Annotated in this window: 11 protein-coding genes and 2 riboswitches; of the genes, 6 read left to right on the top strand and 5 right to left on the bottom strand. The window is 69.1% G+C overall.

Features of this window, described 5'->3' with window-relative positions; all coding sequences use genetic code 11:
* Positions 1 to 20: 20 nt before the first annotated feature.
* A riboswitch (glycine riboswitch) is annotated at positions 21 to 112 on the bottom strand.
* A gap of 3 nt (positions 113 to 115) precedes the next feature.
* A riboswitch (glycine riboswitch) is annotated at positions 116 to 206 on the bottom strand.
* A 267-nt stretch (positions 207 to 473) separates the two neighbouring features.
* On the bottom strand, positions 474 to 1,544 hold the full coding sequence (locus tag K8940_RS10155; protein ID WP_223395238.1) for an ABC transporter substrate-binding protein: 1,071 nt from the start codon (positions 1,542 to 1,544) through the stop codon (positions 474 to 476).
* Positions 1,545 to 1,594: 50 nt separating this feature from the next.
* Here K8940_RS10155 and K8940_RS10150 point away from each other — a divergent pair, with 50 nt between their 5' ends.
* Both K8940_RS10150 and K8940_RS10145 read left to right on the top strand, forming a co-directional pair.
* Positions 1,595 to 2,263 carry a response regulator transcription factor gene (locus K8940_RS10150; RefSeq protein ID WP_223395237.1) on the top strand — a complete coding sequence of 223 codons (669 nt, stop codon included), beginning with the start codon at positions 1,595 to 1,597 and terminating at the stop codon, positions 2,261 to 2,263.
* Between the two features lie 11 nt (positions 2,264 to 2,274).
* Positions 2,275 to 3,636: a sensor histidine kinase gene (locus tag K8940_RS10145; protein ID WP_223395235.1), complete on the top strand. Its 1,362-nt coding sequence runs from the start codon at positions 2,275 to 2,277 to the stop codon at positions 3,634 to 3,636.
* 7 nt (positions 3,637 to 3,643) lie between these two features.
* Here K8940_RS10145 and K8940_RS10140 read toward each other — a convergent pair whose 3' ends face one another.
* Complete coding sequence (locus tag K8940_RS10140) at positions 3,644 to 4,228, bottom strand: cytochrome c (protein ID WP_223395233.1); 585 nt, start codon at positions 4,226 to 4,228, stop codon at positions 3,644 to 3,646.
* Positions 4,229 to 4,566: 338 nt separating this feature from the next.
* Between K8940_RS10140 and K8940_RS10135 the strand changes: the two genes are divergently transcribed.
* The 4 genes from K8940_RS10135 to K8940_RS10120 all read left to right on the top strand — a co-directional run bounded on the left by K8940_RS10135 (position 4,567) and on the right by K8940_RS10120 (position 9,056).
* The gene (locus K8940_RS10135) at positions 4,567 to 5,655 is read left to right on the top strand and encodes a PepSY-associated TM helix domain-containing protein (RefSeq protein ID WP_223395232.1); all 1,089 of its coding nucleotides are present in this window, start codon (positions 4,567 to 4,569) and stop codon (positions 5,653 to 5,655) included.
* Positions 5,652 to 5,840, top strand: a complete 189-nt coding sequence (locus K8940_RS10130) for a hypothetical protein (protein WP_223395231.1) — start codon at positions 5,652 to 5,654, stop codon at positions 5,838 to 5,840. Before K8940_RS10135 ends, K8940_RS10130 begins: the two co-directional genes overlap by 4 nt.
* Before the next feature lie 171 nt (positions 5,841 to 6,011).
* Positions 6,012 to 8,270: a TonB-dependent receptor gene (locus K8940_RS10125; protein WP_223395230.1), complete on the top strand. Its 2,259-nt coding sequence runs from the start codon at positions 6,012 to 6,014 to the stop codon at positions 8,268 to 8,270.
* Between the two features lie 75 nt (positions 8,271 to 8,345).
* Positions 8,346 to 9,056, top strand: a complete 711-nt coding sequence (locus K8940_RS10120; protein ID WP_223395229.1) for a TetR/AcrR family transcriptional regulator — start codon at positions 8,346 to 8,348, stop codon at positions 9,054 to 9,056.
* Here K8940_RS10120 and K8940_RS10115 read toward each other — a convergent pair.
* From K8940_RS10115 to K8940_RS10105, 3 genes are read right to left on the bottom strand one after another with little or no spacing between them, the layout of a single operon-like run.
* Positions 9,022 to 10,203, bottom strand: coding sequence for an MFS transporter (locus K8940_RS10115; protein WP_223395228.1), 1,182 nt, complete (start codon positions 10,201 to 10,203; stop codon positions 9,022 to 9,024). The genes K8940_RS10120 and K8940_RS10115 overlap by 35 nt on opposite strands.
* On the bottom strand, positions 10,200 to 10,853 hold the full coding sequence (locus K8940_RS10110) for a class II aldolase/adducin family protein (RefSeq protein WP_223395227.1): 654 nt from the start codon (positions 10,851 to 10,853) through the stop codon (positions 10,200 to 10,202). The genes K8940_RS10115 and K8940_RS10110 overlap by 4 nt, the downstream gene beginning before the upstream one ends.
* Positions 10,853 to 11,797 (bottom strand): carbohydrate kinase family protein, encoded by a 945-nt coding sequence (locus K8940_RS10105; protein ID WP_223395226.1) that lies wholly within the window; start codon positions 11,795 to 11,797, stop codon positions 10,853 to 10,855. The genes K8940_RS10110 and K8940_RS10105 overlap by 1 nt, the downstream gene beginning before the upstream one ends.
* Between the last annotated feature and the right edge of the window lie 58 nt (positions 11,798 to 11,855).

Raw genomic sequence — 11,855 nt, 5'->3', positions numbered from 1 at the left:
TCAGGCGGTTCCTCTGCCCCCGCTGTCCCTTGGCCTGAGAGATTCAGGCGCGGTCGCGCCCTTGCTCCTTCGGCGAGGCCGCTCAATGATGGAGCGATCCTGCTTTCCAGCGTCCTCGTGTTCTGCGGTCCTTGGTGCCTGAGCGTTTCCGGGGCGGTTGCGCCTTCGGCGTCGGGCCGAAACCCGATCTCTTCCGCGAGAACCAGACCAATACGAACGCTTCGCCCGACCCCGTCAAAGCAGCGAAAATAGGTACAAAATTCCCGCGGAGCTAACCCAACGGAAAATTTGTCACCCGAACTCAACTGAAGGCGGCGACATGCGCCCGCGCGATCTTCGACCATTCGCGGCGCGTGACAGGTCGGTGACAGCTTGGCGCTCGCCGTTGGCTCCCCGGAAAAGGCGCAGAAGCGTCACCGCATCGCGACAATGATCAATATTTGATCATGATACGCACAAATATAGAGCACATATCAGCGTTCGGCGGTCGCGCCCCGCCAGCGGGCCAGGAGTTCGGCGCGGCGGCCCTGATCGAAATTGGCCAACAAAGCCGGGCCGACGCGGATGGGGCGACCGCCCGGCGGCGAGGCGCCGCCCAGTCCCGGGCGGATCGGCGTCAGCCGGGCCTCGAGCAGGCGACGCTGCCCAGCTTCCGACATCAGATAGTCCAGGAACACCCGCGCCGCGCCGGGATGCCGGGCCGCGCGGGTGATGAAGGCCACCCTGGAAATCGACAGATGGTAGTCTTCCGGAACGATGTAGCCGATGTCGGGGCTGCGGTTCCTCGCGTACCAGTCGGCGTAGGATCCGTTCATGTCGTAGGCCAGCAGGTGCTCGCCGGACGCAACGCGATCCAGCATGGGCCTGCCGGGCACATAGGTTCGAGGGCCCGTGGCGGCGATGGCGTCGTAGAGGGCCCAGGCGTCGGGATAGAACTGGGTGTTGCTCGACAGATAGAGGAACCCCATGCCGCTGCGCTCGGGATCATACATCGCCACCTTGCCGCGCCAGCGCTCGGGATCGGCGCGCAACGCGGCCAGCAGGGCGGCGTGGCTTCGCGGCGCCTCGCGATCCTCTAGCAGCCGCCTGTTGTAGACGAAGACGATCGGCTCGCTGGTCATGCCGAAGCCCTGGTCGCGCCACCGCGCCCAGGCGGGCAGGTTCCCGGCCTCGGGACTGCGATAGGTCTGGGCGTAGCCATCGTTGATGAGCTTGACCTGAGCGTCCATGGCGGAGGTCCAGACGACATCGGCGACCGGCTTGCCGCTGCTAGCCTCTTCGATCACCCGCATCTGCATGTCGCGCGCGGTCAGAACGACGAACCGAAGCTTCACCTTCGGAAAGCGGCGCTCGAAATCCTCGACCAATCGCTGATGGACGTCGTTGTTGATATAGACGACGACCTCGCCCTCGCGCTCGGCCGCGCGGACGTCCGCCGCCCGCGTCGCCTGCCCCGGCGAGCCGGGCGCGCATCCCGCCAGCGAGATCAGGACAGCCGCGCCCAGCCCGGCGGCGACGCCCCGTCTCTTGACCTCCCGTGGCAATCGGCGTCGGATGGCGCTCTCTCCTGACGTGTTCGGTCCCTACATCCCCGATGAAGATACTCGTTGTCGAGGATGATCCGCCTCTTCGCCGTTCGCTGACCGCGACGCTGGAGAGCGAGGGACACGAAGCCGTCTGCGCCGAGACCGGCGAGGCCGCCCTGGCCCTGGCGCAGGCGGCCGGAGCCGACTTCGACGCCGTGATCCTGGACATCGGCCTGCCTGACATCGACGGTTTCGAGATCCTGGGCCAGTTGCGGCGCGCGGGCGTTCCCACGCCGATCGTCATGCTGACCGCGCGCGATGCCGTGCGCGACCGCATCGCGGGCCTGGACATGGGCGCCGACGACTACGTGCTCAAACCCTTCGACCCGTTCGAGCTGGTCGCGCGCGTCCGGGCCGTGGCCCGGCGCAAGAGCGGCTATGCGGCGCGGACCGTCCATGTCGGCGCCCTGGCCTGCGACTGGGAAGCCGGCGCCGCCTGGATCGGCGAGCGGCGGCTGGACCTGCGACCCCGCGAATGGGCGACCCTGAAGGCGCTGGCCGCGCGGCCCGGCCGGGTCGTCGAGCGCGCCCGACTGGCGGCCGAGGTGTTTCCCGACGAGCAGGATCCTTCGCCCAACGCCCTCGACATCCATGTCGGCCGCTTGCGGCGCAAGCTGCAACCGGACGGCCCTCGCCTGAGCACGCTGCGGGGCGTGGGCTACCGGCTCGATCCGTGAGGTCCAGACGCTTGAACCGGGGCCGTCCCAGCCTGGTCGGTCGCCTACTGGTGGCCCAGGTCGCGCCCCTGGCCCTGCTGGGCGCGGCCCTGGCCCTGGCCGGCGCCCTGGCCGCCAACGCGGTGGTGGAGAAATCGTCGGATCGCCTGCTGGCCGGATCGGTCGCCTCGATCGTCGCCCAGATCGACGTGCGCGACGGCCAGGCCAAGGTCGCTCTGCCACCCTGGTCCCTGGGCCTACTGGACAGTCCCGAGCGCGACGCGGTGTTCTACGCCGTGCGCCAGGGCCCACGGCTGGTCACCGGCTATGACGACCTGCCGCGCCCGCCCGCGCCCGCGCCCAACGAGACCAATTTCAGCTACGCCAAGATGCGCGGCTACAGCGTGCGGATCGCCCAGTCGACGGTGATGGTCCCGGGGGTCCGCGAACCGGTCGTGGTGGCGGTGGCCCAGAGCCTGGACTCCCGCCAGGCCAGCGTACGCGAACTTCTGTTCAATCTGATCGGCCTGCCGGTGCTGCTGGCCGCCGTCGCCGCCGCCCTGGTCGTGCCCGCCGTTCGCTGGGGCCTGGCGCCGCTGCGCCGCCTGACCTCCGACCTAACCACGCGCGCCCAGGCGCCGCGTCCGGACCTGGCGCCGGTCGATGCCGCCGACGCGCCGGCCGAGCTCTCACCCGTCGTCGGCGCGTTCAACCACCTGATGAGCAGCCTGGAACGCTTCACACGGGCGCTGGAACGCTTCTCCGCCGACGCCTCGCATCAGCTGCGCACGCCGCTGTCGGTGATCGTCGCCAACCTGGCCCTGCTGGAGCGCTCGGCGACCACGCCGCGCGACAAGGCCCTGCTGAGCGACTCCCGCGAGGCGGCGGCCAACCTGCGCCAGGTGCTGTCGCAGTTCCTGGCCCTGGCTCGCTCCGAGGCCGCGGCGGCCGAGGGCGAGGCGGACCTCGCCGCCCTGCTGACCACGATCCAGCTGGAGGTCGCTCGCGCCTTTCCGTCGGTCGAGCTGCTGACCCGGCTCCCAGCGGACCTGCCGATCGCCAGGGGCAATCCGGTGCTGATCGGCGAACTGCTGCGTAATCTCGTCTTCAACGCCTGCGCCTATGGCGGCGGCCAGGTTCGCATCGTCGCGGTCGGCGGCGAGACGGTCAGAGTCGTGATCTGGGATCATGGTCCCGGCGTCGACGAGGCCGAGTTGGAGCGCCTGTTCGCCCCCTTCAGCCGAGGCGTCGCGAGCCAGGCGTCGACCGGCGCAGGCCTGGGCCTGGCGATCGTCCAAGCCATCGCCCAGCGCCTGGACATCGGCGTCGCGTTGCGTCTGCGGCGACCGCGACCGGGGCTCGTCTCGGACCTGCGCTTCCCCCGAAGCGCCTGAACGGCGCCTACCGGTTCACCGCCTGCCGGCCGAAGGTCTCGTAGTCCGGCAGCGGAATGGCCTGGCCGCGCGGGTACCAATAGGCCGCATGGCAGGCCTCGCAGGCCGCGTCGATATGCTCGCCGGCCGCGAGGATCGCGGCCGTGTCGCGCGCCTTGATCGCCACCAGCGTCTCGCGCGCGGCGTCGTTCAGGCGCCCGGCCGCCGAGGCGAACGCAGCGGGGTTGGCCGTGATGTCGGCGGCGATCTGGGCCGGCGTGCGGGTGCCCGGCACATCGGCGTCGGCCAAGGGACTGTGCGCGGCGCCGCCGACGGCCCGGGTGCTCGCCAGCGTCCGCGAGGCGTGGAACAGAGTCTGGGCCCGCGCCTCCAGCGCCTTCCACTCGGTGTCGGTCGTCGGCGCGTGGTCCACCGCGCCCTTGTCGGATACCACGGTCCCGACCGCTTCCCAGATCGCATCGGCCGAAGGATCGATAGCCTCGGCCATTAGCGCCTGGATCGTCGGCCCAGGGTTGGTTTGAGGCTTGGGACCGCAGGCCGCCAGACCCACGCAGACGGCCATGACCACGGCCCAGGGCATCCTGTTCGACATCGCGCGACTCCCCTCGGAGACGGCGCGCCCAAGGCGCCCCACTCCGGAACGGCGCAGGTTTAGGGGCGCGCCCTCAAGCGCGCCCCACATGTCTGTTCATATCGATATGAGCGATCGACATAAGGCGTCGCCGCCCCGGCGCCCCGACCAACCATCGAGCATCTGGCTCACCAGGCGCCGCTTGGTCGCGCTCGCGATGCCCGAAACGGTCGGCTTTCCCTTGCCGGAGAAGGATCTGTTGTAGGTTCGAGAATCTAGCGGTACCGCAACGCACGCTCGGAATTCAGATTGATGATGTCGTCCCGTCTCGCATTCCTGTTTTCCGGCGCATCCGCCACATGAAGGCCTCGACGCTTCGCGCCTGGTCGTGGGTCCACAAGTGGTCGAGCCTGATCTCCACCGTGTTCCTGCTGATGCTCTGCGTCACCGGCTTGCCGCTGGTGTTCACCCACGAGATCGAGCATCTGGCGATGCGCCAGGCCTGGGCGCCGGCCCATCCGAACGGCTCCAGGCTGGACCTCGACCAGGTGCTGTCGGTCGCTCTCGCGCGCAAGCCGGGCGAGGTCGCGGCCTTCATGAGCTTCGACGAGGACAGGCCGGTCGTGAACGTGACCAGCGTGACGCCAGGCGGCAAGGCCGGCGTCTACAGCTTCCAGCCGATCGACCAGACCAGCGGCGATCCCGCCCCATCCGTCGCCGGCCACCCGGTGATGGAGTTTCTGCTCAAGCTGCACACCGACATGTTCCTGGGCCTGCCCGGCATGCTGTTCCTGGGCGCGATGGGCCTGCTGCTGATCGCCGCCCTGGTCTCGGGCGTCGTGCTCTACGCCCCGTTCATGCGCCGGTTGCCGTTCGGCACTGTGCGGGCCAGCAAGCAGGCGCGCACCCGCTGGCTGGACTATCACAACCTGCTGGGCGCGGTGACCTTGGCCTGGCTGCTGGTGGTCGGCGCCACGGGCGTCGTCAACACCCTGGCCACGCCGATCCTGGCCTATTGGAAGGACACGGCGCTGAAGGAGCTGACACGCGCCTACGACACGCCCGCGCCCGCCGCCCATCGCAGCTCCCTGCAGGCCGCCGTCGACCGGGCCCGAACCGCCCTGCCCGGCATGCAACTGCAGTTCGTGGCCTTCCCGGGCTCGGCCTACTCGACCGACCACCACTATGCGGTCTTCTTCCACGGCGACACGCCGCTGACGGCGCACCTGACAACTCCGGCCTTGATTGACGCCCGCACCGGCCAGCTCGCGGCGGTCGCGCCCACGCCCTGGTACGTGAAGACCCTGTCTCTGTCGCAGCCGCTGCACTTCGGCGACTATGGCGGCCTGGCGCTGAAGATCCTGTGGGCGCTGCTGGACCTCGCCACGATCGTCGTCCTGGGATCGGGCCTCTACCTGTGGCTTGCCAAGCGAAAGCCCGCCCGATGAGGAAGACCGCTCAGCAGTTCACGCTCTGGCAGGTGTTCCGCGCACCGATCCTCATCGCCGTACTCAGCCTGTTCGGCCTGATCGCCGCCCTCTTGGGCGACGGGGCCTGGGACGTCGTCGGCGAGCTCGCCCTGGCGTCCTCGGTGGCGGCGACGCTCTGGGCGCTCGCGACCCGGCGGCGATAACCACGCCTTAAGTCCGCTTTCGCGCCACGGCCGCCTTCAAAGCGGGCGCCGCCTCACGCCGCCTCTCCTGTCGCCCGCCGACGGCTTGCGCTCGCGCCCCTTGCATTGAGATAGTTTTTATTATCGTAATGCGACCAACCGGTCGAAGTGCTGGATTTCAGGGAGCGTGAGATGAAGGCGGTTCTGTTCATGGGGTGCGCCATGCTGGCGCTGTCGTCGGGTGTCGCGGTCGCCCAGACGGCGTCGACGCCGGCCCAGGACGACACGGCGATCGCCGAGATCGTCGTCACCGCCCAGAAGCGCGCGGAGAACCTGCAGGACGTTCCGGTCTCGGTCACCGCCCTCACCGCCGACACCCTGGCCTCGCGCGGCGTCACCAACGTCATGGGCCTGAACAACATGGCTCCCGGCATGCGGATCAGCGCCAACGACGCGGCCGCCAATCCCAAGATCTACATTCGCGGCGTGGGCCTCAGCGACTTCAACCCCAACGCCTCCAGCGGCGTCGGCGTCTATGTCGACGGCGTCTATATCGGCTCGCCCCTGGCCCAGATGGCCGGCTTCTTCGACCTGGCCCAGGTCGAGGTGCTGCGCGGCCCGCAAGGCACGCTCTACGGCCGCAATACCAATGGCGGCGCGATCAACATCACCACCAAGCGGCCGACCCAGACCTTCACCGCCGACGCCTCGGTGGAATACGCGACCTTCAACGCCGTCACCGCCGAGGCGGCGGTCGGCGGCCCGATCATCGCCGACAAGCTGGCCTTCCGCGCCGCTGGCCAGTGGGTCAAGGACGACGGCTACACCTACAACCGCGTGACCGGAAACGACGTCAACGCCGCCGACCATTGGGCCGGCCGGCTGTCGCTGCTGTACACGCCGACCGACGACTTCGAGCTGCTGGCCCAGGTCAATCGCTATGTGAACCGGGGCGACGCCATCGCTCCGCAACACCGCGCCCTGTTTCCCGCCACCGCCGCCGCGACGGGCTCGGACGGTCTGTGCGCCCCGAGCGCCTATGGCGGCGGCGCCTGCACCGACCTGCTGGGCTACGCCGACACCGACAACAACAGCCGGGCGATCGACGCCAACCTGGAAGGCAAGGACAAGGTCGACCTGTTCGGCGCCTCGGCCCAGGCGACCTGGACGTTCAAGGGCATGCAGCTGGTCTCGGTCACCGCCTGGCAGTGGGCCCATCGCAACGACGTCGAGAACACCGACGGCAGCCCGGCCCAGATGCTGGAGATCAACTACCGCTCCCGCCAGCAGCAGTTCACCCAGGAGTTGCGCCTGCAGTCCGACAATCCGGCCGGTCGGCTGAACTGGGTGGTCGGCGGCTACTTCATGGACGAGACGGTCCAGGACAACACCCGTCAGGACACCCTGCGCGACCTGCGCCCGCTGTTCGTCACGCCTGACAATCCCACAGGCCTTAGCCCCGAGAACAGCGTCGCGGTGTTCGGCTGGCCCTACACCCAGAAGACCAAGGGCTACGCCGTCTTCGGCCAGGCCGACTACAAGCTGACCGACAAGCTGACCGGGACTGTCGGCCTGCGCTGGTCGGCCGACGACAAGCACATGAACTACCAGAGCCAGATCGAGGACGGCCTGATCGTCCTGCTGACCTCGGACCAGAAGAAGACCTTCTCGGCGTTCTCGGGTCGCCTTGGCCTGCGCTACGAGGTGACGCCGGACGCCAGCGTCTACGCCACCTACAATCGTGGCTATAAGAGCGGCGGCTTCTTCGGGGGCCTGGCCACCACGCCCGAGGAAGTCGAGCCCTACGACAACGAGACGCTCGACGCCTACGAGGTGGGCGTGAAGTCCGAGTTCCTGGACCGGCGCGTGCGCCTGAACGTGTCGGGCTTCTACTACGACTACAAGAACCAGCAGGTCTTCGCACAAGCGCTGCGCAACGGGCTGACCGTGCTGGTGCTGGACAACGCCGCCAACTCCAAGGTCTACGGCGGCGAGGCAGAGATCACCGCGCGGCCGATCCAGCCCCTGACCCTGACGGCGGGCGTCTCGCTGCTGCACGCCAAGTTCGGCGAGTATTTCAGCGAGGGCCAGGATTTCACCGGCAATCGCCTGCCGCAGTCGCCGAAAGTAACGTTCAACACCGCCGCCACCTGGGTGGCCCCGCTGGCCAACGGATCGTCGATCGTCGCCAACGCCGACGCCAACTATTCGTCCAAGGTCTATTTCGACAATTCCAACGCCGAGCGCCTGTCTCAGGACTCGGTGTGGATCGTCGGCGCCCAGGTCAGCTGGCGCTCGCCCGACCAGAAGATCGAGGCCGGGGCCTTCGCCCGCAACCTGTTCGACAAGACTTATGTCGTGTCGATCTCCAACATCGACAGCCTGGGCGAGGACCTGCTCAGCATGAACCGCCCGCGCAGCCTGGGCGTCTTCCTGCGGTATCATTACTAGGGGGTGATGGGGCGGCGGACCCGTACGCGGTTTGCCGCCTCGTCCGGCGCGGGCAATCTTGCTATCAGGACATCCATGGCAAGAAGCACCGCCGCCAAGATGACCGTCGCCAAGACCCCCGTCGCCAAGACCGGAGCGCTCTCGCTCGACACCAAGTCGCGCCCCTCGCGGCGACGCGGCAAGAACACGTTCGAGGTCATCCTGACCACGGCCGGCGAGCTGCTGGCCGAGGTCGGCTTCGAGCGCCTGACGACCAACCTGGTCTGCGAGCGCGCCGGCCTGACGCCGCCGGCGCTCTACCGCTACTTTCCCAACAAGTACGCGCTGCTGAAGGAACTGGCGCAACGCCTGATGGAGGCTCAGGACAAGGCGGTCCTGGCCTGGCTCGAGGCCGGAGGCACAAACTCGTCCTCGATCGAAGAGTCGGTGGCCAAGAACCGCGACCTGCAGAAGCGGATCAACGCCATCACCCGCGCATTCCCCGGCGGCGACTGGATCCTGCGCGCGCTGAGGGCCCTCCCCGTGTTGCAGGAGGTTCAGACGGCCTCGCGCGACATGGTCGCCCAGACGCTGTTCGACATGCTGAAGGCGGCCAATCCAGGTGTCGCCGAGGATCGCCTGCGCACGGCCACGCGCCTGACGACCCAGATGATGTACGCCGCCACCGAAATGGTCCTGGAAGAGCCGGACCAGGACGAGGACCAGATCAATGAGGAGATCTGCTGGATGGTGGCCCTGTACTACCAGCACCTCACGGCGTCCGGCGGCGCATCCCGAGCAGGCTGATCAGCGCCAGGGCCAGCGCCAGGCAGACGCCGGACAAGGCCAGGGCGCGCCGCACCGGCCCATCCCCCACGACCAGCGAAGCCGCCAATGGCCCAGCGCTGCTGCCCAGCAGCTGGGCCGCGCCCAGTTGCATCGACGCGCGACGGGTAGGGTCGATGCGGATCAGCAGCAGGGTCTGGAACGGCAGGGCGAACAGCCACAGGAAGCCGAACGCGGCGACGCAGGCGATGAACAGGCCGCGTGCCGGACCGCTCCACAACGTCGCCAGGATCACGGCGTTGATCGCCCCGACGCCCAGCAGCATCCGCGTCGGCGGCACCCGGTCGCCCACGAAGGTGGCGGCCGCGCCGCCCAGAACCTGCAGGCCCAACGCCAGGGCGACGGCCAGCCCCGCCTCGCGCGGCGACAGGCCCGCCTGGGCGGCCAAGGGCTCCAGATAGACCCACAGGGCGACGATGAAAGCCATGTAGAGGAAGACCGCCGTCAGCCCGCTCATCGACCGGGCGTCCAGCCGGCCGCCATCCTCGGACCTGGGCAGCGGCGCCAGGCTGTCGGGCCCCATCAGGGCGGCCACGGCGGCCAGCACCGAGATCACCGCCAGGCACGCCAGGGCGCCGTTGACGCCCCAAGGCTCCATCACGGTGGCGGGCAGAGCCGCCGCCAGCACCAGTTGGGCGAAGGTCTGGACGGTGACGAAGACGCCGGAGGCCCGCTCCGGCCGCGATGACCGCGCTATGACTCCGATCGCCAGCCACAGCATGACCCCGGCGCAGGCCCCGGCGGCGGCGCGGGTGACGATCACGCCGACACCGCTGGTCAGGGTCGTGGCCAGCATGGCGGCCGCGTGCAGCAGGCAGGCCAGGCCGATCTTCATCCGGATGCGGGTGGGCTTGAGTACGGCCGCCGCGATGCCGCAGGCGACACCCAGGGCCATCAGCTCGACCGTCGCGGCCAGGCCGATCTGGGCCGTGCTGAGCCGCCCTTCCCGCTCCATCGCGCCCAGGATCACCGGCTGCAGTCCGGCGATCAACAAGGCCACCACGCCAATGGCCTGGCCGACGGCGGCCGCCTCGCGGGGCGGCGAGGTCACGGCGACGGTCGTTTCCGGGGGAGGCGCGACGTCCACGACGGCTTCGGAAACGCTCATCGACCCTGCCCGTAGGATTTGAAGCGCTGGAGGATGAGGTTCATCTCCTCGTCCGCCAGCAGGGTGGGACCGCCGATCGCCAGCGTTCCCCAGTAGACCGCCGCCTGCTCCTCGATCTCCTCGGCGATGGCCAGGGCGAAGTCCAGGCTGGGGGCGACGACGATCTGGCCGTGATTGGCCATCAGGGCGGCGTAGCGGCCGTCCAGCGTTTCGACGACGATCCGGGCCAACTCGCTGGAGCCAAAGGTGGCGTAGGGCGCGACCGGCACGCTGGTCCCGCCGCTGACGGCGACCATGTAGTGGACCGCCGGGATCGGCTTGTTGGCGCAGGCCAGGATGGTGGCGTGACGCGAGTGACAATGAACGACCGCCCCGACGTCGGGCCGGCGCTCCAGCAGCCCCTGGTGCATCCGCCATTCGCTGGACGGCTTCAGGGCGCCGGGGTCGGTCGAGCCGTCGGGCTGGACCAGCACCATGTGCTCAGCGGTCAGGCGTGAAGCCGGCACGCCGCTGGGCGTCACCAGCATCGCCTCGCCACAGCGCGCCGAGACATTGCCCGAGGTGCCGCGATTGAGGCCCTTGTCGTCCATGGCCTGCATCACCTCGGCCATGCGCTGGCGCAGCGCGCCCTCGTCCATCGCCGAGGCCATCAGGCGGCCTCGCTCAAGGTCATCTGGCGCATGGCGGCCTCGGTGGCCTCGAAGCTCTCCAGCTTGCCCAGGGTCGCCAGGCCCTGCGCCACCAGCGCCGCCGTGGCGGTGGCGAAGCGCGCGGCGTCCAGCGGGGCCCACCCGCGATCCAACGCGGCGATGAAGCCGGCGCAGTAGGAGTCGCCGCAACTGGTCGTGTCCACGGGCTTGATGAGATAGGCCGGCAAGGTCGTCCGGACCCCATCCAGCACGACCACCGAACCCCGCCCGCCGTTCTTGATCAGGCAGTTCCGCGCCCCCAGGCCCAGGAACACCTCGGCGGCGGCGAACAGGTCGTCCTGGCCCGTCAGCAGCACCGCCTCGGCCGCGCTCGGCAGGAAATAGTCCACGTAAGGCAACAGCCGTTTCAGCTCGTCCAGGGCCGAGGCCTGGGGCGAGATCAGGTCGCAGGTCACGATCACGCCCGCCTCGTGCGCCGCCTTGACGAGGTCCGCCCCCGCTCCGCCATCCAGCCGAGGCCCGCCGATCCCGGCGTAGTGCAGGAAGCGCGAGGACGTCGCCGCCTCCAGCGCCGCCGGCGTCGCCGCCGCCAGCATGCCCGCGCCCAGGGCGTGGAAGTTGGGTCGCCGTCCCGCCGAGTCCACCGCCAGCACGGTGGTCGAGCTGGGCAGGCCCGGCAGGGTCTCGAGCGCCGTGAGATCCACCCCGGCCTCCTCCAGCGCCATGCGGATGAAGCGACCGATCAGGTCATCGCCCACCGCCGAGGCCAGCTTGACCGGCATGCCCAGCTTGGCGGCGATTAGGGCGGCCCCCGCCGCCGTGCCGGCCGGCGCGCAGGCGATCCCCTCGATCAGGATCGTCCCCTCCCCCTCCGGCAGCGCGTCGATCGCGCGCGCCACTATGTCCAGCGTCGTCAGTCCTATGCACGCCAAGCCGGTCTTCATGCCGCTTCTCCCCGATACATTGACAGCCACTATGCCTCAGCCATTATGATAGTCAAAA

It is taken from the genome of Caulobacter segnis (assembly GCF_019931575.1).
GTDB classification, from domain to species: Bacteria; Pseudomonadota; Alphaproteobacteria; order Caulobacterales; family Caulobacteraceae; genus Caulobacter; species Caulobacter segnis_C.
Note: the sequence above shows the minus strand (reverse complement) of the source record. Positions and strands in the feature narration are given on the sequence as shown.